Annotated in this window: 13 protein-coding genes and 1 pseudogene; 8 read left to right on the top strand and 6 right to left on the bottom strand. The window is 71.1% G+C overall.

Annotated features, from left to right (window positions below; genetic code table 11):
- Positions 1 to 76 precede the first annotated feature (76 nt).
- Entirely contained in the window at positions 77 to 2,401 is a 2,325-nt protein-coding gene (locus ACIQVD_RS00795; protein WP_402285085.1) for a glycosyl hydrolase family 18 protein, read from the bottom strand.
- 306 nt (positions 2,402 to 2,707) lie between these two features.
- On the opposite strand from ACIQVD_RS00795, the gene ACIQVD_RS00790 reads away from it, so the two are divergent.
- From ACIQVD_RS00790 to ACIQVD_RS00775, 4 genes and pseudogenes are all read left to right on the top strand, one after another.
- On the top strand, positions 2,708 to 3,799 hold the full coding sequence (locus ACIQVD_RS00790) for a HoxN/HupN/NixA family nickel/cobalt transporter (protein ID WP_400688737.1): 1,092 nt from the start codon (positions 2,708 to 2,710) through the stop codon (positions 3,797 to 3,799).
- A 283-nt stretch (positions 3,800 to 4,082) separates the two neighbouring features.
- On the top strand, positions 4,083 to 6,518 hold the full coding sequence (locus tag ACIQVD_RS00785) for an endonuclease/exonuclease/phosphatase family protein (protein ID WP_402285083.1): 2,436 nt from the start codon (positions 4,083 to 4,085) through the stop codon (positions 6,516 to 6,518).
- Positions 6,519 to 6,654: 136 nt separating this feature from the next.
- Positions 6,655 to 8,313 (top strand): FAD-binding dehydrogenase, encoded by a 1,659-nt coding sequence (locus tag ACIQVD_RS00780; protein ID WP_402285081.1) that lies wholly within the window; start codon positions 6,655 to 6,657, stop codon positions 8,311 to 8,313.
- Positions 8,314 to 8,421: 108 nt separating this feature from the next.
- A pseudogene (locus ACIQVD_RS00775) lies at positions 8,422 to 8,672 on the top strand (helix-turn-helix domain-containing protein); the annotation flags it as partial.
- 193 nt (positions 8,673 to 8,865) lie between these two features.
- On the opposite strand, the gene ACIQVD_RS00770 reads toward ACIQVD_RS00775, so the two are convergent.
- Both ACIQVD_RS00770 and ACIQVD_RS00765 read right to left on the bottom strand, forming a co-directional pair.
- Positions 8,866 to 9,498, bottom strand: coding sequence for a DUF6368 family protein (locus tag ACIQVD_RS00770; protein ID WP_402285079.1), 633 nt, complete (start codon positions 9,496 to 9,498; stop codon positions 8,866 to 8,868).
- Between the two features lie 105 nt (positions 9,499 to 9,603).
- Entirely contained in the window at positions 9,604 to 10,104 is a 501-nt protein-coding gene (locus tag ACIQVD_RS00765; RefSeq protein ID WP_402285077.1) for a DinB family protein, read from the bottom strand.
- Positions 10,105 to 10,201: 97 nt separating this feature from the next.
- Between ACIQVD_RS00765 and ACIQVD_RS00760 the strand changes: the two genes are divergently transcribed.
- The 3 genes from ACIQVD_RS00760 (at position 10,202) to ACIQVD_RS00750 (ending at position 13,244) form a co-directional block, all read left to right on the top strand.
- Positions 10,202 to 10,966, top strand: a complete 765-nt coding sequence (locus ACIQVD_RS00760; protein ID WP_402285825.1) for an aminotransferase class IV — start codon at positions 10,202 to 10,204, stop codon at positions 10,964 to 10,966.
- Between the two features lie 212 nt (positions 10,967 to 11,178).
- A complete protein-coding gene (locus ACIQVD_RS00755; RefSeq protein ID WP_402285075.1) occupies positions 11,179 to 12,801 on the top strand; it encodes a purple acid phosphatase family protein in 1,623 nt (540 codons plus the stop codon).
- A 110-nt stretch (positions 12,802 to 12,911) separates the two neighbouring features.
- Positions 12,912 to 13,244 carry a YnfA family protein gene (locus tag ACIQVD_RS00750; protein WP_400688749.1) on the top strand — a complete coding sequence of 111 codons (333 nt, stop codon included), beginning with the start codon at positions 12,912 to 12,914 and terminating at the stop codon, positions 13,242 to 13,244.
- 15 nt (positions 13,245 to 13,259) lie between these two features.
- Here ACIQVD_RS00750 and ACIQVD_RS00745 read toward each other — a convergent pair whose 3' ends face one another.
- Entirely contained in the window at positions 13,260 to 13,775 is a 516-nt protein-coding gene (locus ACIQVD_RS00745; protein ID WP_402285073.1) for a hypothetical protein, read from the bottom strand.
- A 262-nt stretch (positions 13,776 to 14,037) separates the two neighbouring features.
- Between ACIQVD_RS00745 and ACIQVD_RS00740 the strand changes: the two genes are divergently transcribed.
- Positions 14,038 to 14,825, top strand: a protein-coding gene (locus tag ACIQVD_RS00740; protein WP_402285823.1) for an IS5 family transposase whose coding sequence is annotated in 2 segments (ribosomal slippage) — positions 14,038 to 14,370 and positions 14,373 to 14,825 — 786 coding nt in all. Because the reading frame shifts where the segments join, the coding sequence is not laid out codon by codon here.
- A 282-nt stretch (positions 14,826 to 15,107) separates the two neighbouring features.
- On the opposite strand, the gene ACIQVD_RS00735 is transcribed toward ACIQVD_RS00740, so the two are convergent.
- The gene (locus ACIQVD_RS00735) at positions 15,108 to 15,503 is read right to left on the bottom strand and encodes a hypothetical protein (protein WP_402285071.1); all 396 of its coding nucleotides are present in this window, start codon (positions 15,501 to 15,503) and stop codon (positions 15,108 to 15,110) included.
- On the bottom strand, positions 15,503 to 22,219 hold the full coding sequence (locus tag ACIQVD_RS00730) for an RHS repeat domain-containing protein (RefSeq protein WP_402285069.1): 6,717 nt from the start codon (positions 22,217 to 22,219) through the stop codon (positions 15,503 to 15,505). Before ACIQVD_RS00730 ends, ACIQVD_RS00735 begins: the two co-directional genes overlap by 1 nt.
- Positions 22,220 to 22,550 lie beyond the last annotated feature (331 nt).

The raw sequence follows: 22,550 nt of genomic DNA, 5'->3' as shown, positions 1-22,550 counted from the left end.
GCCCGGACGGCGACGGCCCGCCGCACCCACGGGGAAGGTGCGGCGGGCCGTCGGTCCGTGGCGGGCCGGTGCGGCGTCAGCCCAGGCTGTTGTAGAGGGTGTTCAGCAGGGTGGAGTTGTTGTCGTCGTTCTCCAGGGCGAAGGCGAACATGCCGCCCAGGCCCTTGCTCTTGGCGTACGCGGCGCGGGCCTGGATGGCCTTCGGGTCGTCGCCGGTCCAGAAGTTGGTGCCGTCGTAGACCCAGGTGCTCTCGGTCACCGGGTCCCAGTGGGTGTTCTGGGCGGTGAGGGTGAGCTCGCGCCAGCTGGCCAGGCCGGCCTCCTGGCTGCCGGGCTTGGCCGGGGTGGCGCCGGTGGCGTTCTGGTAGAGGCCGTAGTTGCCGCCGGCCTGGACGCCGGTCCAGCCGCGGAAGTAGAACGGGATGCCGAGGATGATCTTGTTGGCCGGGAAGCCGCCCTTGATCCCGTACTCGGGCAGGCCGGTGGTGTACGCGGCCAGCGTGGTGTCCACGTTGTACTTGGCGGTGCCGGGGGCGATCGGCGTGGTCGGGTCGGCCGGGCTGTCGTGCAGCGGGTCCTGGAGGTTGGTCGGACCGGTGGCGTCCCACGAGCCGTGCATGTCGTACGTCATGATGTCGGCGTAGTCCAGGTACGCGCCGATCCGGTCGGTCTCCAGGTACTGGATCTTGTCCTGGCCGGACGGCAGGGCCGCGGTGAGCAGGAACTTCTTGCCGACGGTCTGCCCGTACGCGTCGAGCTGGATGCGGAACTCGGCGAGCAGCGCGGTGAAGTTCTGCTTGTCGGCCGCGGAGTAGTGGTTGCCGGTGTGGCCGCCGGCCGAGCCCGGGTACTCCCAGTCGATGTCGATGCCGTCGAAGATGCCCGCGCCGCTGGCCGCGCCGCCGGCGGCGTCACCCGCGACGTTGGCCGGCAGGTTGCCCTTGAGGAACATGTCGATGCAGGAGGAGACCAGCTTCTTGCGCGAGGCGTCGGTGGCCGCCGCGTCGGAGAAGTACTTGGAGTAGGTCCAGCCGCCCAGCGAGAGGGTGACCCGCAGGTTCGGGTTCTTCGCCTTGAGCTGGCGCAGCTGGTTGAAGTTGCCCTTCAGTGGCTGCTCCCACTCGTCGGTGGAGCCGTCGACCGAGATGGCGCCCGAGTAGTCCATCTGGTAGTCGGCGTACGCGTCGGCCGCGCCGTCGCCCGCGTTCGGGTTGTTCTCGTTCGCGGCGTCCGAGGCCTTGACCGCCTCGAAGCAGTTGAGGTTGGTCGGGTGGATGTTCTCGAACGCGTAGGAGATCACGTCCAGCTTGGCGGCGGCGCCCGAGGTGTCCACGTTCTTCGGGTAGTAGGCGGCGTCGTACACCGACCACTGGTCGAAGTAGGCCGACTTGAGCGGCTTGGCGGCGGGCGCGGCGGCGGTGGTGGCGTTCACCGCGGCGGACTGCTGGGAGGCGTGCCCGGCCTTGTCGTACGCCTGGACGGTGAAGGTGTACGCGGTGTTCGGCAGCAGCGAGGAGACCGCGATGTTCGTGCCCATCGAGGTGCCGACCAGCTGGCCCTTCGACCAGACCTTGTAGCCGACGTAGTTGTCGGTCGAGTCGGTCGAGGCGTTCCACTTCAGCACCACGGCGTTGGAGGTGGTCCTGGTGACCGCCACCCCGCCCGGCACGGTGATCTTGCCGTCGCCGGTCGGGCCGTTGCCGGTGCCGGAGCTGGAGCTCGCGGACGGCGACGGGGAGGCCGAGGTGGACGGGCCGGGCGAGGTGGAGCCCGAGGGGCTCGTGCTCGGGCTCGGGCTCGGCGAGGCGCTCTGCGAGGGGCTGGCGGAGGCGGAGGCGCTCGGGCCGGTGGTGCCGCCGCCCGGGCCGGTCAGCACCAGGTCGTCCGCCTGGTAGGCGCCGGTGCCGTACCAGCCGTGGGTGAACACCGTCACCGAGGTGGTGGACGCGCCGGTGGTGAAGGTGGTGCTCAGCTGGGTGTAGGCGGTGGCGCCCGGCGTCCAGGTGGAGGCGTTCACGCCGGTGCCGGTGGCGCCCAGGTACACGTAGCTGCCCTTGAGGAAGCCGGAGAGGGTGTACTTGGTGTTCGGCTGCACGGTGACGGTCTGCTGGCACTGGCCGGTGTCCGCGGCGGTGGCGTTGCCGCCCAGTGCGTAGGACCCGCCGTGCACGGGGGTGGTGACCACCGAGCCGCCGGTGCAGGACCAGCCGCTCAGGGTGCCGGACTCGAAGTCGCCGTTGGCGAGCAGGTTGACGGTGGCCGCCGAGGCGGAGCCGAGCGAGAGCGCGAGGGCGGTCGAGCCGATCGTCATCGCGGCGGCCACCACGAGGGCGCCGGCGCGACGGCGGGAGGGGGCCCGGCGCGGGGTCGGCTCGGGGGTGGGCGTGACCCGTTCAAGCATGGAGGAACCTCCGGAGAAGTGGGGTTGTCCGGTAGGTGCGGCGGCCGTGGGGACCAGGTGGGAGCCTGCGCGCCCCGGGGTGAGCGCGTCACCTAGATTGGACTGGACCATTCGTCCGGGTCAAGGATTTCGACCCACGAACCGTCAGGAAGCTTTCCGAACAGTCCTTTCGGGGGCTCCGAGCCCGTTCCGCCCCCGGCGTACGCCCCCGGCTCGCAGTTGCACATGACTTGCAATTGCATGCATATAAGCGGAAAGATAATCCAGCTCACCGCCCTCGCGGCACCCTGCTCGGAAGGAAGACCCATGGCAGCGCCCAGCCGTCTGCGCGACCGGCTCACCCGGGAGGAGTGGACCAGGCTGGCCGGCATGGCCGGGTTCGTCCTGCTCCTGCACGTGGTGGGGTGGGTGACCCTGCTCGCGGTGATCGCGCCCAGGCACTACGACGTCGGCGGCCAGGTGTTCGGGGCCGGGATGGGCCTGACGGCCTACACGCTCGGCATGCGGCACGCCTTCGACGCCGACCACATCGCCGCGATCGACAACACCACCCGCAAGCTGATGGGCCAGGGCAAGCGCCCGCTCTCGGTGGGCTTCTGGTTCTCGCTGGGCCACTCGTCGATCGTGTTCGGGCTCTGCGCGCTGCTGGCCTTCGGCATCCGGGCGCTGGCGGGGCAGGTGGAGTCGGACGACTCGACGCTGCACGACGCGACCGGGCTGATCGGCGTCACGGTCTCCGGCACCTTCCTGGTGCTGATCGGCCTGATCAACCTGGGCGCGTTCAACGGCATCCTCAAGGTGTTCCGGCGGATGCGCCAGGGCGACTTCGACGAGGCCGAGCTGGAGCGGCAGCTGGACCGGCGCGGCTTCCTGAACCGCATCCTGGGCCGGGTCACCCGGGCGGTCACCAAGTCGTGGCACATGTACCCGGTGGGGCTGCTGTTCGGGCTGGGCTTCGACACCGCGACCGAGGTCTCGCTGCTGGTGCTGGCGGGCGGCGCCGCCGCGTTCTCGCTGCCCTGGTACGCGCTGCTGGTGCTGCCGGTCCTGTTCGCGGCGGGCATGAGCCTGCTGGACACCATCGACGGCTCGTTCATGAACTTCGCCTACGAGTGGGCGTTCTCCAAGCCGGTCCGGAAGATCTACTACAACCTGACGGTGACCGGCCTGTCGGTCGTGGTGGCACTGGTGATCGGCGTGATCGAGCTGCTCCAGCTGGCGTCCGAGAAGCTGGACATCACCGGCGGCCCGATCGGCTGGATCGGCGCGCTGGACCTCAACCTGGTGGGCTACGTGATCGTCGGCCTGTTCGTGGTGACCTGGGCCGGGGCGCTGGCGTTCTGGAAGTTCGGCCGGGTCGAGCAGAAGTGGGGCGCCGGGCTGCGCGAGCAGGCGTAGCCGCCGGACCGTTCGTACCGGAGGGGTGCCCGGGCGGGCGCCCCTCCGGCGTTCCCGGGGCGGGGAGGTCGTCGCAGGTCGGGAAGTGTTCACGTCGGCGCCCTTGTCGGGTCAACTTCTACGCGCGTATCTTCGGGAACCGGATCTACGCGAGTAGCCCGCCAGGAGCCGGTCGGAACCCGGACCGGCCCCCGGCAGCACGCCTTCTGACGGACCCTCACCACCACCCGGAGCGCCCCGCCGCGCCCGGGCCATGGCCTTGCCACGAAGGAGCCCCGCAACGGTGCCCAGCCCCACTCCCGCCCGCCGTTCCCGCCGCACGCTGCTGCGCGCCGCCGCGACGGCCGCGGTCGCCGCCTCCCTGCTGGCCGTCCCGCTGCCGGGCGCGTTCGCCGCGCCGTCCACCGGCGCGGTGATCGCCGAGGTCTACGGCGGCGGCGGCAACTCCGGCGCGACGCTGAAGAACGACTTCATCGAGCTGGGCAACCCGTCCGGCGCGGCCTTCGGCCTGACCGGCTACAGCGTGCAGTACCTGCCCGGCAGCCCGAGCGCCTCCAGCCAGTGGGGCGTCACCGCGCTGAGCGGGTCGGTCGCCCCCGGCGGCCGCTACCTGGTCGCCGAGGGCGCGGGCGCCGGCGGCACCGCCGACCTGCCGGCCGCCGACGCGAGCGGCAACCTGGCGCTGTCCGCCACCGCCGGCACCGTCGCGCTGGTCAACGGCACCGCCGCGCTGACCTGCAAGACCGCCGCCGACTGCGCCGCCGACCCGCGGATCGTCGACCTGGTGGGCTTCGGCACCGCCGTGGTCCGCGAGGGCAGCCCGGTCACCGGTGCGTCCAACACCGCCTCGGTGGCGCGCGACGCCGCGCTCGCCGACACCGACGACAACGCCAAGGACCTCACGGCCGGCGACCCGACGCCCACCAACTCCAAGGGCGAGACCACCGGCGGCGGCCCCACCACCCCGCCGACCACCCCGCCCGGCACCCCCGGCGACCTGCGCGTCCACGACATCCAGGGCACCACCCGGGTCTCGCCGAAGAACGGCCGGACCGTCACCAACGTGCCCGGCGTCGTCACCGGCGTGCGCGCCTACGGCACCAAGGGCTTCTGGATCCAGGACCCGAACCCGGACGCGGACCCGGCCACCAGCGAGGGCGTGTTCGTCTACACCGGCTCCGCCGCCCCGACCGTCAAGGTCGGCGACTCGGTGCTGGTCACCGGCAAGGTCAGCGAGTACTACCCGAACAGCTCGGGCGGCTCCCAGTCGGTCACCGAGCTGACCGGCCCGACCACCGCCGTCCTCTCCTCCGGCAACCCGGTGCCCGCGCCCGTCGTGCTGAACGGCGCCGACATCCCGGCCGCCTACGCCCCCGACGCGGCCGGCGGCTCGATCGACGCCCTGCCGCTGGACCCGGCGAAGTACGCCCTCGACCTGTACGAGTCGCTGGAGGGCATGAACGTCCAGGTCGCCGACGTGCCGGTGGTGCAGGCCACCGACACGTACAACGAGCTGTGGGTGGACGCCCTCGCCACCGACCCGCGCACCGCCCGCGGCGGCGTGGTCTACCTCGGCTACGACAAGCCGAACAACGGCCGGATCATGATCCAGTCGCTGCCGCCGCTGACCGAGGTGCCCTTCCCGGTCGCCAACGTCGGCGACCGGCTGACCGGCGCCACCACCGGCCCGCTCGACTACAACCAGTTCGGCGGCTACACCATCGCCGCCAACACCCTGGGCGCGGTCAAGGACAACGGGCTCAAGCCCGAGGTCGCCCAGCAGGGCAAGAAGAACGAACTGACCATCGGCACCTACAACGTCGAGAACCTCGACCCGAGCGACGGCCCGGCGAAGTTCGCCCAGCTCGCCAAGGGCATCGTCACCAACCTGGCCTCGCCCGACATCGTCGCCCTCGAGGAGATCCAGGACGACAACGGCGCGGTCAACGACGGCACCGTGGGCGCCTCCACCACCGTCAAGACCTTCATCGACGCGATCAAGGCGGCCGGCGGCCCGGCCTACGACTGGCGCTCGATCGACCCGGTCGACGGCCAGGACGGCGGCGAGCCCGGCGGCAACATCCGCCAGGTGTTCCTGTTCGACCCGAAGAGGGTCTCCTTCACCGACATCCCCGGCGGCTCCTCCACCACCGCCGTCGACGTCACCGGCAAGAAGAACAGGACCAGCCTCACCGCCTCGCCCGGCCGGATCGACCCCGGCAACGAGGCGTGGGCCTCCAGCCGCAAGCCGCTGGTCGGGCAGTTTGAGTTCAAGGGCAAGCCGGTCTTCGTGATCGCCAACCACTTCAACAGCAAGGGCGGCGACCAGGGCATCGACAGCCGCTTCCAGGCCCCCACCCGCTCCTCCGAGGTGCAGCGGGTCAAGCAGGCCGCCGTCGAGCAGGCGTTCGTCGCCAAGCTGCTCAAGGCCGACCCCAAGGCCCGGATCGTCTCGCTCGGCGACTTCAACGACTACCAGTTCTCGCCCGCGCTGCAGACCCTGACCAAGGACGGCGTGCTGCGCGACCTGGTCAACGAGCTGCCCGCGAACGAGCGCTACTCCTACGTCTACCAGGGCAACTCGCAGGTGCTCGACCACATCCTGGTCAGCCCCGCGCTCAAGCCCGGGAAGACCCACTACGACGTGGTGCACATCAACAGCGAGTTCGCCGCCCAGGCCTCCGACCACGACCCGCAGGTGGTCCGGATCAAGCCCTGACGGCCCCCGGCCCGGCAGCCCCCGCCCGTCCCGGCGGGGGCTGCCGCGTTCCCGGAAGTTACCGGTGGGTTGACCGCGGGGCCCGCAGGCCGGAGGATCATGGCACCCCCCGCGCAGGTCTGGAAGGACGCCCCGCATGGCCCACGACGCCGACGTCATCGTGATCGGAGCGGGCCTCGCCGGCCTGGCCGCCACCGCCGAACTCGCCGACGCCGGACGGAAGGTGCTGCTGCTCGACCAGGAGCCGGCCGGCTCGCTCGGCGGACAGGCGCACTGGTCGTTCGGCGGCCTGTTCCTGGTCGACTCGCCCGAGCAGCGCCGGATGCGGATCAAGGACTCCCGCGACCTCGCCTGGCAGGACTGGCTCGGCACCGCCGGGTTCGACCGCGAGGAGGACGCCTGGCCGCGCCGCTGGGCCGAGGCGTACGTCGACTTCGCGGCCGGCGAGAAGCGCGCCTGGCTGCACGCCCAGGGCCTGCGGCTGTTCCCGGTGGTCGGCTGGGCCGAGCGCGGCGGACTGCTGGCCTCCGGCCCCGGCAACTCCGTCCCGCGCTTCCACATCACCTGGGGCACCGGCCCCGGCATCGTCGAGCCCTTCGCCCGCCGGGTGCGCGAGGCGGTCAGGGCCGGCCGGGTCGAACTGCGCTTCCGGCACCGCGTCACCGGCCTCGCCGCCAGCGCCGGGAGCCTGGACACCGTCACCGGCGAGGTGCTCGCCCCGTCCGCCGTGCAGCGCGGCGAGGCCAGCTCCCGCGAGGTCGCCGGACACTTCGCACTGCGCGCCCAGGCCGTGGTGGTGGCCTCCGGCGGCATCGGCGGCAACCACGACAAGGTCCGCGCCGCCTGGCCCGAACGGCTCGGCACCCCGCCCGCCAAACTGCTCTCCGGCGTCCCCGCGCACGTCGACGGCCTGATGCTGGACGTCGCGGGCGCCGCCGGCGGCCACCTGATCAACGGCGACCGGATGTGGCACTACACCGAGGGCATCGAGAACTGGAACCCGATCTGGGCCAAGCACGGCATCCGGATCCTGCCCGGCCCGTCCTCGCTCTGGCTGGACGCCACCGGCAGGCGGCTGCCCGTCCCGCTCTTCCCCGGCTTCGACACCCTCGGCACCCTCGAACACATCATGCGCACCGGCCACCAGCACACCTGGTTCGTGCTCACCCAGAAGATCATCGAGAAGGAGTTCGCGCTCTCCGGCTCCGAGCAGAACCCCGACCTGACCGGCCGCTCGATCCGCCAGGTGCTCGGCCGCGCGCTGCCCGGCGCCACCGGCCCGGTCGAGGCGTTCAAGCAGCACGGCCCGGACTTCGTGGTCGCCGACACCCTGGAGGAACTCGTCCGCGGCATGAACGAGCGCCAGGGCGACGCCCCCGCCATCGACGGCGCCGAACTGCGCCGCGAGATCGAGGCCCGCGACCGCGAGATCGCCAACCCGTTCAGCAAGGACCTCCAGGTCACCGCGATCCACGGGGCCCGCCGCTACCTCGGCGACAAGCTGATCCGCACCGCGAGCCCGCACCGGCTGCTCGACCCCAAGGCCGGCCCGCTGATCGCCGTCCGGCTCAACATCCTCACCCGCAAGTCCCTCGGCGGCCTCCAGACCGACCTCGACTCCCGCGTCCTGCGCGCCGACGGCACCGTCCTGGACGGCCTCTACGCGGCCGGCGAGGCGGCCGGCTTCGGCGGCGGCGGCATCCACGGCTACCGCTCCCTGGAGGGCACCTTCCTGGGCGGCTGCCTCTTCTCCGGCCGCGCCGCCGGCCGGGCGGCGGCGAAGGCCACCGCCTGAGCCGCCGAAGCGGGTCCGGTGCTGCGACCGCACGGGTTCACCGGGGCGGCGCCGGCGGGCCCTCAGCCGGTCGGATGTCGCGAGACGTTCAGCTCGGCAGGAGACCCGGTGGCAGAACCGCCCAGGGTTGGCAGACTCACCGACCAGGAGGGCGGCAGCCACAGCGGATCGTGCGTCGGGGCAGCACGAACACGGTGCGCCACCGGCGGGCGATGATGCGGCCGGCCTCGGTCGGTGGCAGCCGCGTCCCGGCCATCGCCCAGCTCGTGCAGGCGGACGAGGAAACGGTGCGGGATGCGATCCACCGGTTCAACGAGATCGGCCCGGCCTGCTCGGACCCTCGGTGGGCGGGAGGCCGTGCACCGGTATCCGCGCCGGCGAAACACCAGCGCCCGCCACCCCGGCGTTCTCGCGGCCCAGCGCAAGGAACGCGCGCGCACCCGCAGCGAGAAGGGCCTGCGCTGGGGCGGCCGACCCGCTCTCGCCGCGTGATCGGGCAACCTGGCGAACGCTGCCGGGCACAGCATCACCCCCGCCGCGGCTCCTCCTGCGCTACTTGAGCAGCCGGAAGCCGGGTCGCCCGACCCAGGCCCGCAGGAACTCCGCCGTGCCCAGCACCGTCCACTCGTCGTCCGTGATACCCAGCACCCCCGGGAGGCCGGCGACGACCGCCGCCTGTCCGTCCAGCAGCTCGGCCTTGGCGACACCGCCGATGACGTCCATGACGGCGGCGGTCAGTAGTGCCGTGGCCACGTGGTCGATCCCGCCGTTGCAGCAGGCGCTGACGTTGACGGCGTGGGTCGGCCTGAAGCCGAGGACGGCCTCCACCTCGGGCTCGTCCTCGTGCTCGGCCTCGAAGATGCCCTCGTCACCGACATCCGGCCCCATCAGGTAGACCAGGAAAGGCCGACGCCAGTCCTCGCGCTGCGGATTGAAGCCCACCAGAGCCGCGAGCTCCCCATCCACGGAGGTGTCGCGAAGAAGGGGAAGCGGAAACGGCTTTCGCCAGTCCTCCTCTCGCCCGTCCTCGACACCCAGTCGCTCAGCGGGCACGTTGACGTCGAAGAATCCGGGTCGCTTCTCCTCGAGGTGGGAGGAGAGCCCCGCCATCAACGCGCGGAACTCCTGCAGTGCAGCCGGGGAGACGGGCTCCGCCAACTCGATCACCAGCGTCGGACCAGACATGCCGGAAGCCTAGTGTGCTGGCCCGATCCGCCACCGCTCAATTCCTCCGCACCGCCTCATGCGGAGCGTCATCGCTCTGGCCCGTCGAACCTTCCCGGTCACCGCCTACCGGCCGGTCGTGCCGTCGATCTGCTCGCGCAGGATGTCGGCGTGGCCCGCGTGGCGGGTGGTCTCGCCCGTCATGTGGGCCAGCACCCAGCGCAGTGAGCGCGGCTCCCCGTCCACCGCCGTGGCGGTCGGCCGGGCGGGGTCGGCGACGGCGCGGACGATCGCGTCGCTGTCCGCGCACGCCTGCCGGTAGGCGGCCAGCACCCGGTGGGCGGGCACGTCGTCCGGGACGGCCATGGCGAAGTCCACGTCCCGGTGCTCCGCCAGGCCCGCGACGTGGTGGCCGAACCAGTACCGCTCGCCGTCCGTCAGGTGCTGCACCAGCCCCAGCAGGTTCGTCCCGGTCGGCACCAGGACGCGGCGCAGCTGCTCCTCCGTCAGGTCCTCGGTCTTCTTGAGCACGCACTCCCGGGCGAAGGCCAGGAAGGCGAGCGCGGTGTCGAGCTCACCGCCGTCGGCGCGGGGGACGGGGCGGCGCTGCGTTTCGAAGGCTGTCATGTCCGGGAACCTAGCCGGGCCCGGCCCCCGGACGCACCGGGGTTTCGGGGACGGCCCGCCGATCACCGAGAATGGGGGCGTGAACGCAGGAGCCGCGGTGGCGGAGTTGGACGGGCGGCCGGTGACGGCGGCGCAGTTGCAGGTGCTGGCGCTGACGAACTACGGGCACTTCACCACGATGCTGGTGGAGGACGGCCGGGTGCGCGGCCTCGACCTGCACCTGGAGCGGCTGGAGCGGGACTGCGCGGCGCTGTTCGGGGTGCGGCCGGACCGGGAGCGGGTGCGGGGGTTCGCCCGGCGGGCGGTGCCCGCGGCGGGGGCGGTGGCGGTGCGGGTGACGGTGTTCGACCCGGCGATCGACCTGGGCAGCATCGGCGGGAAGGCCGAGCCGCGGGTGCTGGTGACGGCCCGTCCGGCGGGCAGCGGGGCGCCGGGGCCGATCCGGGTACGGACGGCCCGCTTCGAGCGGGAACTGCCGGAGGTGAAGAGCGTGGCGCTGTTCGGGGCGCTGCGCCAGCGCCGACTGGCCCAGCAGGCCGGGTTCGACGACGCGCTGTTCGTGGACCGGGACGGCGGCGTCACCGAGGGCGGCACCTGGAACGTCGGCTTCCTGCGCGGCGGCGAGGTGCTCTGGCCGCGCGGCGCGTACCTGGCCGGGACGGCGATGGCGCTGCTGCGCGGGGCGTGCGGCGGCGCCGAGGAGCGGGTCGGGCCGGAACTGGCGGGCGTGGACGCGGTGTTCGCGACCAACGCGGCGGTCGGGGTGCGCCCGGTGGCGGCGGTGGACGGGCGGGCCTTCGACACCGCGGGGGTGGCGCGGCTGCGCGGGGCGTACCTGGCGGTGCCGGGGGAGCGGCTGTAGGGATCGCTCATAGGGACTGCTGGACTGCTCTCAGGGACCGGATGCGGGGAGCGGTTGTAGGGACCGGACACGGCGAGCGGGCGGCGGGGAGCGGTCGCACCACCGGCTTTACCCGCGCATGGTCGGATCATGTGCCGTACCAGACCGGCCTGTTGACGCTCGTTCACCGACCGTCCGGGCGGCGGCCACCGGCCACTGACAGTCTCCCGCGCATGGATATCCCCCACATGGGCGTGCCCGCCGAGCTCGCCGCACGCATGAGCATGGCGGAGCAGCACGAGTACCTGCGCAGCAAGCTCTCCCGCCGCACCCTGCTGCGCTCCGGCGCGGTCACGGCCGGCGCGCTGGCCGTCGGCGGGGCGCTGGGCTCCGGTACGGCGTTCGCCGACCCGTCCGTGACGTCCGGCTCCGCGACCGGCGGGGTGGACGGTTCGCTGGTCGCGCCGGTCGGCCGCCACCTGCAGTTCGGCGCCGACGCCGGCACCCAGATGCGGGTGTCCTGGCAGGTGCCGGCGGCGGTGCGCAAGCCGTTCCTGCGCTTCGGCCGCCACCCCTGGGAGCTGAGCCACAAGATCGAGGCCGAGGTGCGCGCGCTGCACACCCCGGCGCTGGTCGACGACGGCACCCCGGTCGACCAGTACTACCTGCACGTGGAGCTGGACCACCTCCAGCCGGGCACCACCTACTACTACGGCGTCGGCCACGAGGGCTTCGACCCGGCCTCGCACCAGGCGATCTCCACCCTGAAGACCTTCACCACCGCGCCGTCCCGCACCGGCCGCCGGGGCCGCCCGTTCGAGCCGTTCACCTTCACCGCCTTCGGCGACCAGGGCGTCTCCGCGCACGCGGCCGGCAACGACAACGTGATCCTGGCGCAGAACCCGGTGTTCCACCTGCACGCGGGCGACATCTGCTACGCCGATCCGGCCGGCCAGGGCCTGGACAGCGACAGGTCCGCGTACGACGCCCGGACCTGGGACGCCTTCCTGGCGCAGACCGAGCCGGTGTCCGCGAAGATCCCGTGGATGGTCTCCTACGGCAACCACGACATGGAGGCGTGGTACTCGCACAACGGGTACGGCGGCGAGGACGCCCGCTTCACCCTGCCGACCGACGGCCCGGACCCGCGCAAGGCCCCCGGCGTCTACTCCTTCACCTACGGCAACGTCGGCGTGATCTCGCTGGACGCCAACGACGTCTCGTACGAGATCCCGGCCAACTTCGGCTACACCAACGGCCGGCAGACCCAGTGGCTGGAGCGCAGGCTGCGCGAGCTGCGGGCCGACGAGACGGTCGACTTCGTGGTGGTCTTCTTCCACCACTGCGCCTTCTCCACCACCCACCAGCACGCCTCCGAGGGCGGGGTCCGGGACGCCTGGGTGCCGCTGTTCGAGAAGTACCGGGTGGACCTGGTCGTCAACGGCCACAACCACGTGTACGAGCGCACCGACGCGATCCTCGGCAACAAGGTCGCCAAGGCGGTGCCGAGCGGCGCGACGCTCGACCCGGCCAAGGACGGCGTGGTCTACGTGACCGCGGGCGCGGCCGGGCGCAGCCTGTACTCCTTCGACGCCCCCGACAGCTACGAGGGCCACGAGAACCACCAGGACGAGGTGGTCACGTACCACTTCGAGAAGGGCGCGGTGCACGTCCCCGAGACGGTGCACTGGTCGCGGGTCCGCTACACCGGCTACTCCTTCGTCAAGGTGGACGTCACCCCGGCCCACCCCGGCGCGAACAGCACGATGAAGGTGACCGCGCTGGCCGAGGACGGCACCCGGATCGACCACTACTCGATCGTCCGCCGCGCGGGCCGCGGCGAGCACGGCCACTGAACCCGGCCGGACGGCGCCCGCCCCGGACCAGGTGCTGCCGGGTCCGGGGCGGGCGCCGTCCAGTGCCGCGACGGGGCGAAGGCGGCCTGACGCGGCACTAGGGTGGCGGGGTGAGCGCCGCCCGTTCGATCCTGCTGTTCGCGCTGGCCGCCGTCCTGGAGATCGGCGGCTGCTGGCTGGTCTGGCAGTCCGTCCGCGAGTCCCGCCCGTGGTGGCTGGCCGGGCTCGGCGTGGTCGCCCTCGGGCTGTACGGCTTCACCGCGGCCCTCCAGCCGGACGCGAACTTCGGCCGGGTGCTGGCCGCGTACGGCGGCGTCTTCGTGGCCGGCTCCCTGCTGTGGGGCGTGGTCCTGGACGGCTTCCGCCCCACCCGCTGGGACGTGGCCGGCGCCCTGGTCTGCCTGGCCGGCGTCGGCCTGATCATGTACGGGCCGCGCCGCTGAGCCCGCCCGGTCGGGTCAGGACGCGACCCAGCGCCAGCCGTTCTTGTCCACGCAGACGATCACCCGGCCGGAGGCGTCGGTGCCCGCCACCCCGTGGTCGGACGCCCGGCAGAACTGGCCCGCCTTGTAGCAGTTGCCCGCGTTGGACAGCGGGTGGCAGCCCGCCGCCTGCTGGGTGTGCGTCGGCTCGGCCGCCGGCGGCTTGCTGGTGGTCCGGGCCGCGGCGGGCTTGGTGGTGGCGGGCGCGGGGGTGGCCGCCTTCGGCGCTGCGGTGGTCGCCGCGACACTCGCCTCGGGCGTCGGCGTCGGCGTCGGCGTCGGGCTCGGGGTGGGGCTGGGGCTGGGCGTGGGGGTCGGCGTCGGCGTGGGCGTCGGCGTGGGGCTGGAACCGGCCGCGGGCGCGCTGCTGCTGTGCGAAGCGACGGGCGCGGGCGTGACCTGGTCGGTCGGCTCGCAGGCGGTGGCGAACAGTGCGGCGGCCAGCAGCGCGCCCGCGGCGGAGGCCCGGCGCAGGCGGAGGGAGAGGGACAACTCGGCTCATCTCGCAGAGACGTTTCGGGACGGGTCGTCATCCTTCCGAGTGTGTGCAACCGGTGCGCTCCGGGTGACGGTTTCGTTACCGATCGGCAACCGGACCGCCGCGCAGCACCCCTCCACGCACGCCCGGACGTGCCGGCTCGGGTCCGCTGGTCGAGACCGGCAGCTGCGAGGTTGCTGATGTCCCATTTGACCAGTGACCAGGTGGCCCCCTAACAAGGCATCTCATTTGGACTTGAAAGCTGCTTGCGTCCCGATCGTGGAGCGCCTGGTGCCCGACGAGCTGTGGGAGCTGTTTCAGTTGGTGGTGCCGGCGGCACCGAGTCGGCCGCAGGGTGGTGGTCGGCGCCGCTACGGGGACCATGAGGTGCTGGCGGCGATCGTCTTCGTCGCCACCTCGGGGTGCACATGGGCCCAACTTCCGCCCTGCTTCAGCCCTTCCGGGCCGACCGCGCACCGCCGCATCACCGAGTGGAGCAGGGCCAGGGTGTGGGCCAAGCCCCACCGCGTAGTCCTCGATGAACTCGGTGCGCGAGGCGCGCTGGACTGGTCGCGGTGCGCGGTCGACTCGGTAAACATGAGGGCCCTGAAAAGGGGGAGCTGACGGGTCCGAATCCTGTCGATCGGGGCAAGAACGGGTCGAAGATCCACCTGCTGACGGGACGTATCGGTCTGCCCCTGTCACTTGCGATCTCCGAAGCCAACGCCCACGACAGCCAGGCTCTGATCCCGCTCGTCGAGGCGATCCCGCCCATCCGCTCGCGGCGCGAACCAAGGTGGCGCAAGCCCGGCAAGCTGCACGGCGACAAAGCCTACGGCCACCGGTTCATCCGCTCTTACCTGCGACGCTGCCAAATCCCCGCCCGCATCGCCCGCCGAGGCGTCCAGTCCTCCCAACGTCTCGGCCGCTACCGTTGGGTCATCGAGCGCGCCGTCGCCCCGCTCGGCGGCTTCCACCGACTGCACTGCCGCTACGAACGCAAAGCCGACCACTTCGCCGCCTTCGCCGCAGCCCTCATCTACCTCCGCAGAATCCCCAAATGAGATTCCTTCCAAGGGGAGTTGAGATCCGGCGCTGGGCGGGCAGCTGGAAGACGGTGAGTCAATGCGCCTTGGCCTCGAAGGCGAACTGGGCTCCGCGGCCCGCCGCAGTGTTCCCGTCGACGCCCCAGCCCCCGTTTCAACCTGGCGGTCTGCTTCTCGCTGAGCCACAGTGCGACAGCGATTTGAAAAATTATGCGATTACTGGCTTGGATAATAAGATATCCGGTCGGCCTGCCGGTCCTCACTGGCAGGTCGACCGGATGTCACCCTAATTTATTCTATTCAGTGCTCTTTCGAGTTGAATCCGTACCGCTTCTCCAGTTCTGTATCTATCGCGTCCAACTCCTCATCGCTTACCTCGGGCGCGTCCCACCCGTGAGATTCCATGTGGTTCAGGAAATCTGCGGGAAGTGCGACGTGATAGGTCTCTACGTAATATGCGAGATTGCTCGGCCAAATCCACGACCCGTCCGTCAAGGTCGCATATTGGCAGATATTTTTAGCCTGATCGTCTAGCAAGTCGTCGACCCAGCCGGGAGAGGCCATTATGACCGCCCCCTGCTTCAGATAGCCCACCGCCATCGGCTCCCAGGAGTGTTTCGTCGGACGTGACGCACTAGAGACGTCTGCTGCCGAAGCATAGAATCCGACCTCCCGCGGCGGCGCGTTGTCGGCCATCACTCATCTCCAGGTTTGGTAGGTTCGAAGGTCTTCCATCGGCCACCGGTCCAAGGCGGCAGGCCCAGCGGGGCTCCATCCTCGCCGATCGTCAAGCGGCCGTTACGATATACGTAAAGATATCCGGTCGGAGCTAGCACATCAACTCCCATCTTATTCGCCAAGTTCTGGGCAAATCTGCCGGACTTGGAGCCGGTCTGGCACGAGCAGAGCCTGATGGGCCCACCGGTGTAGTTCGGATCGTTTTTGATCATCTGGGCAAGCACTCGATGGTTGGTCATCCCAATTCCGCTCTCGGCCGCGTGGAAGGAAGGAGAAACCCCGTTCGGAGACCCGTGGATCCAAACGTCGTGGTATCCCGGTTTGGGCGTGACCTTCAGTACCCTCGAATTCAGGATATCGTCCTTGTGAAAGAAAATTGATGGGCCGCCGCCGCCGGTGGGTCCGGGTTCCGGGGTGGTGGGAGCGGCGGGGTCCGCAGGCTCCTTCTTCAGGCTTACCCCGTCGGAATTTGCCGCCTCCTCCTCTGCCCTGATCTTGGCGGCCTGGCGGCCGGCCAGTTTCTGTTCGGCCGCGATGGTGGCCTCGTCGGCCGCGGCCTCGTTCGGCCTGATGGCCCCGTTCCCCGAGGGCTTCGTCGGGGTCTCCGCCTCCTCGTGGGGGGTGCCGCCCGCCTTGGGGCCGGGCATCATCGGGGTGAGGACACCGCCGCTGCCCCCGGTCATTCCCATGGTGATGCCGGTGCGGTAGTTGGCGTTGTTGATGTGGCAGAAGACGGCCCGCCAGCCCGAGAGGCCGGTGCAGTCCTGGGCGTCCGGGATCTGCCAGTCGCTGCCGCCCCCGCCGCCGCTGTTGGAGCCGCCGCAGGTGGTCTGGTTCAGAAGGTAGTCGGAGACCCGGGCGTCGACGTCGCCGCACGAGGTGTGCTTCACCGGATGCGAGTCCGGGCTGCCGGCTCCGCCGCCGTCCGTCTGGGCCGCGTTGAACAGGCCGGTGGGGTCGCTGCCGCCGACGGGGTTGTCGGAGGAGTAGGTGTACCCGCCCATCTGGTTGGGGTCGCCGGCTTCGAGCATCGGGTCGGCGGTGAGGAAGCGGCCGATGGCGGGGTCGTAGTGGCGGGCTCCGAGGAGGTCGAGGCCGGTGGTGGTGTCGGTGGGTTTGCCGAGGTAGCCGTGGTTGTCGGCCCAGACCGAGGGCTGGGTGCCGCGCGGGTTGCCGTACGGATCGAAGGAGCGCCGGGTGACCGCCAGGGTGCCGGCGTCGACCTGGAGTTGGGCGGTGCCTTGGTGGTTGGCGGGCTGGTAGGTGACGGTGCCGCTGCTGGAGCGGACGACGGTGGTGCCGTCGGGGTTGTGGTAGTAGCGCAGGCCGCTCACGGACCCGGTGGCGCTGTCCAGGGTGAGCTGTTCGGCACCGCCGAACAGGTAGAGGACCGCACCTGTGGGACTGCGCTGGATCAGCAGGTCGCCGTTGCCGTCGTACAGGTAACTGGTGGTCTGGTCGGCGCCGGCGCCGGTCTTGGTGACGATGCCGGAGGTCCGGCCCTCCGCGTTGTAGGTGAATGTCTGGTTCTTGACGGACGCCCCGCTGGTGGCGCGGTCCGTGGTGTTGCCCGCCGCGTCGTAGTGCGGGGTGAGGACGGTGGTGCCGGTCGGGCCGGCCGTGGTGACGGTGGTCGCCGTGTTGGGCTGGTTGGCCTTGGCGGTGCCGTTGCCGGGGTAGGTGCTGGTCTGGGTGACGTCCTTGGCGGTGTTGCCCGTCAGGTCGTGCTGGACCTGCTGGGTGCGGTCGCCGAGCAGGTTGTACTGCCAGGTCTCCCAGTAGGCGGCCGGGCCGCCGAGGGTGGCCGGGGCGGGGGTGGCGGAGTTGCACCGGGCGAGTTGGCCGGCCGTCGGCGTCGTGGTGCCGGCGGTGTCGGTCCAGGCGGTGGTCAGCCGGTCCAAGCCGTCGTAGCCGAAGCACTGGGTGTCGGTGACGGGGGTGCCGGTGCCGTTGGACTGGGCTTCGGAGATGGTGGTGGGGTTGCCCGCCTGGTCGTAGCCGTAGGCGGTGTCGGAGAGCGGCGTGGTGCCGGTCTGCACGCTGACGCGGTTGGTGGTCAGACGGCCGGTGGCGTCGTCGTAGGTCTGCGCGGTGCGGTACTGCTTGCCCGTGTCGCCGTAGGTGGACTGCAGGATCTGGCCGAGCGGGCTGTAGGCGGCGGTGTCCAGGTAGTGGGTGAACCGTCCGGAGCCCGAACTGACCAGCCCGCCTTGGAGGTTGTAGCCGTAGCCGACCGACTCGGCGGAGAGGCCGCCGTCCGCGTTGTAGGTGGTGTGCGCGAGCAGGCCGACGTTGGGCGTGTAGTCGGCGCCGATGGTGTAGGTGTTGGCCAGTTTCCCTTCGGCGGCCGGGACGGTGACGGTGGTTCCGGTCGGCTGGTAGGAGGCGTTGTAGCCGGTCACCGCGGTGGTGTAGGCGCTGCTTCCGGTGCCGGAGCCGCCGACGTAGCGGGTGCTGGAGGTCGGGTAGCCCTTCTGCAGGGTGTCGTAGACGTACCCGGTCAGCTGCTTGGTCGCATCGGTGGTGCTCGGGCCGTCGTAGGTCCCGATCAGCCGGTCGAGGGTGTCGTACTTGTAGGAGACGGTCTGCTGGCGGGCGTCCTTGGTGGTGGCGATCCGGCCCAGCGCGTCGTAGGTGGTGCTGGACGTCCCGGTGTCCGGGTCGCTCTGGGAGGTCTGCCGGCCCAGTAGGTCGTACGTGTAGGTCCAGGCGTTGCCGACGGCGTCGGTGAGGGATGCCACCTGGCCCGAGAACCCGTAGGTGTAGGAGGTGGTGGAGTCACCGGTGCCGATGCCGCCGTGGACGGTGCTGGAGACGGTCCGGCCCCGGGCGTCGGTGACGACGGTGGTGGGGCTGCCGCCGGGCGGCGGGGTGCTGTCGGTGCGGTCCACGCCCGGGTAGGCGGTGGTGGACTGCCAGAGCTTGGCGCCCTTGCTGAACAGCGCACTGGCGGTGGTTCGGCCCAGGCCGTCGTAGGTGGTGACGGTCTGCGAGAGCAGCGTGTTGTCGTTCTCCACGAACAGGGTGCCGCCGGGTGCGGTGCTCGGGTCGGCGTACGGCGCGGTCGAGGAGACCGCCTGGCCGTGCGAGTCGTACCGGGTCGAGGCGATCAGGCGGCCCGCGGAGTTGTCGGCGGTGCTGCTCTGGGTCTGCCGCAACCCGAGGAAGCCGTCGTAGATGTCGACGGAGGTGCTGTACGACTGGTCCTCGCGCAGCGTCCGGGTGGTGACCGTCGCCGGGTCGGGGTGGTCCCCGGTGCCGTGGAGGGCGTACGAGAACGTCCGGTCGGGGGTCTTGCCGTCCGCCTTGTTGCGGCCGGGCAGCCAGATCTGGGTGCGGCGGCCGAGCGCGTCGTAGGTGGAGTCGGTGATCTTCCCGTTGGCGTCGACGGCCTGGGTCGTCAGGCCGCGGGCCGGGGCGTAGGTGCTGGTGGAGGTCCAGCCGGCCGGATTGGTGGTGGAGACGGCGGTGGCGAGGGTGCCCGACGCCGGGGTGTAGGCGCTGGTGGTGGTGTTGCCCGCGAGGTCCCGGGAGGAGGTGACCCGGCCGTAGGCGTCGTAGCTGACGGCCCCGTTGGTCCGGAAGACCGCGTTGCCGGAGGCGTCGTACGAGGTGGCCACCTGACGGGCGGTGATCAGGCCCACGGTGGTGCCGTTGCCGCCGACACTGCCGAACGTTCCGGGGTTGGCGACGGTGCCGTCACCGTCGTAGAACAGCCGTTCGTGCTTGATCGTCGTGCTGTTGCCGGCCTTCGTGGTACAGGGGCCGGAGACGGTCAGCGATTCCTTGGGGAGGCTGAGCACCATCGGGTTGGACGCCGGTGCGGTGGCGTACGAGACGCTGGTGCAGACCTCCTGGCTCGGGTCGGCGATGTCCCCCTTGTCATCGGCCTGGCTCGGTCGGCCCAGGCTGTCGAAGGTCATGTCGGCCCGGGTGGTGCGCCAACTGCCGTCGGCCTTCAGCTCCAGGGTCCGGCTGCTGGCGTTCTGCGGCCGCAGGGCCACCAGGGCGGGCAGGGTGGAGAGGGTGGGCGGCGGGGTCTTGGACGTCCACGCGGCGCGCGTGCGGGTGGCGGTGGTGGTCACCGCGGGTGCCGCCGTCAGTGTCCGGGTGACGGGCGTGCCGCCGGCCTGGGTGTACGTGGTGCTCTCCTGGCTGCTGCCGGCCAGCCAGTTGCTGTCGGTGGTCGCTTCGCCCAGGGAGTTGGCGAGGCTGACGCTCCGCTTGCTGCCGTCGGCCTTGTAGTCGCCGTCCATGCCCTGGAAGTAGGACACGCTGCTCTGGCTGACCGGGTCGGGGGCCGTGCCGGTGGTGGTGGTGACGGTGCGGTAGCCGCGGAAGTCGTTCCAGGTGCGGTACTGGTCGTCCGTCAGGTCGGAGTCGTCGCGGTGCCAGGCCGCGCCGCCGCCGTAGGTGTACTTGGTCACCCGGGACGGGGACCCGGCCGTGGTCAGGTCGTTGTCGCCGACCTCGGCGACCAGCGTCTTGTGGAACCAGTCGGACACCGGGTCCTTCACCCCCGGCGGGTTCCAGTACACCGGGAAGCAGGCCATGGTGTTGCTGTCCGGCGAGGCCGGCATCGCGCCGGCGGTCCGGGAGCACTCGGGGTCGCGGTACTTGACCGTGAGGGACTCGCCGGTCTCGGTCCGGATCGCGGAGATCCTGGGCCGCCACAGCGGGGGCGCGGCCGGGCCGCCGTCGACGCGGTTGTTCATCTCGACGCCGCTGAAGACGACCGGGTCGAGCGGGGCGCTGCCGCTGCCGCCGGCCGAGGTGTCGAGGCCGGTGCGCTGGATCTGGGACAGCCACATGACGGACTGCAGCTGGCCGGTGTCCGCCGGGTCGACGGTCTTGCCGGTGACCGGGTCCATCGCGCCGCCCGCGTCGGAGAACAGGTGCGTCAGTGCGTAGGAGTCGATGTCGGACCAGGTGCTGCCGTTCCTGACCCTGGTGGTGATGGTCTTCAGCCGGACGGTGGACCAGAAGGTCGGTGCGGCGACCTGGCAGACGTTGGAACCGTTGCCGGAAGTCGCCATTCCGGCCGTGCAGTTGAGGTTGTAAGGGACGTCCGGCCAGTTGGTGGCCGTGGTCGCGGACAGGTTGGAGTACTGGCAGACGGTGTCGGAGGTGACGCAGCGCTGGGTGGGGGTGAAGACCACCTTGGCCGCGGGCTCGCGACCGGCCCGGGCGTCCGCGAGCTTGTAGCCGTAGGAGATCTGGGTGGGGTAGCCGCCGCGCACGTACGCGCTCATCGTGCCGCCGCCGCCGGAGTTGGCGACCTGCCCGTAGCCGCGGTTGTAGTAGTTGGTCTCGGTTGCCCAGTCGTAGCGCTGGACGTTGCCGTTGGCATCCACCACGAAGTCGAGGTTGAACCGGTAGCCGGGGTTGGCCGGGCAGAGCGAGTTCTTGCCGGAGCCCGCGCTGTAGCAGGGGTCGCCGGAGTTCGGGTGGTAGACCGGCACGCCCCAGGCGCTGTTGGTCGCGGTGTCCGAGGTGGTGCCCGGCGCGTGGTTGAGGCCCAGGTAGTACTGGGTGCCGTCGGGCGTGGTGACCTTGAAGTACTCGCCGTTCCAGACGCCGTTGGAAGCGCCGGTCAGGTCCTCGATCTTGGTGCCGTCGTCGTTCGGCAGGTGGTAGGCGCCCGAGCTGTCACGGACCAGTTCACCGGAGTGCGAGCCCAGCGAGAGGGTGGCGTTCCAGCCCGCCCAGCACTCGTCGCCGGAGTCGGTGATGCCGTCGGACGAGCAGGGCCGGTAGGAGCGCTCGATGTAGCCCGGGGTGAAGTCCCAGCCGTCGCCGACCCAGGAGGCCTGGGAGTTGCGGGCAGAGGTCTTGCCGTCCACCGACTGCGAGTTGTACGACAGGGCCACGGCGGGCGGGGTGCCGCCGAGGGAGGGCGGCACGCCGATCGAGTAGTTGTAGGTGAACGCGCCCTGGCTCGACCCCCAGTTCCCGGAAGCCGAGAGCGAGGTCGCGGTGTAGCTGCCCTGGGAGCCGCCGGTGTCGGAGACCGCGGCGACGGCCGTGCCGGAGCCGGCCACGGCGTCGAGTCGCATCCCGGTCGCGCCGCCGGCCGGCGCGCTCTCCTGCGCGGGGAGCTGGACGTTCGCGGTCAGCTTGTGGGTGACCGGGTCGTTGACCGTCTCCAGCGGCGTGCGGGTGCGGCACGAGTCGTACTGCGGAGTGGTCAGCGCACAGGCCGGCATCTGCACCAGGCTCAGCCGGGAGGCCCAGCCGCCGCCGTACGCCTGGGCGATGGAGCCGTAGTCGACGGCGACCGAGACGCTGCCGCCGGAGCCGTCGACCGGCTGGAGACCGACCAGCAGGCCGTCCACGTTCGCGGCCTGGGCCTTGGCGCGGTCCGCGGTCTCGACCTTCAGGGAGGTCGCAGCCGGAGCCTTCGACTTCGCCGGTCCGGTCGGGGCGGTGAGCGCCACCGTGCCGGACGGGTCGGCGGAGCCGACCGGCACCGTGGAGGTGGACGCCTTGGGCCAGTTGACGACCGCCGCCTTGTGGGTGCGCAGCTCGCGCGAACCGGCGGCCACACCGTGGTCCGCCTTGTCCGCGGGGGCGGTGGCATTGTGCCCGGCGACCTTCGGCACGGCGGGCAGTGGGTCGGCCGCCCACAGCTTCCCATCGTAGTGGTAGGGGCCGACGGTCGTCGCACCGGCCATCGGAATTATCAATGACATCGCGGCGGCGACCGTCGCGGCGACGGTCAGTCCACGAAATCTCAGTCGGTTGCGCGCCCGCGCGGGACGCCCTCTCCGAGCCAACATAGGGGGGGATGCTCCCATTTTTCTGACGGATTATCACATGACGATGCGCCAGATTTAGGCAGCTGGAAGCGCATGACTGGCGGCGGCGGAACGCTATTGCCATGCCGATCCAATCGCAATACCCTGCCGTGCCGAGCGATGTGGAGAAGGATTCGGGTCGGCGTAACAGATCGTCATGTCCCTCTATTCCATATCGGAATCCGGTGGGCGAATCGGACATGATCGG

The organism is Kitasatospora sp. NPDC090308, assembly GCF_044769485.1.
In the GTDB taxonomy this organism is placed as follows: Bacteria; Actinomycetota; Actinomycetes; order Streptomycetales; family Streptomycetaceae; genus Kitasatospora; species Kitasatospora fiedleri.
The sequence above is the reverse complement of the archived record's forward strand: the minus strand, read 5'-3'. Positions and strand labels throughout refer to the sequence as shown.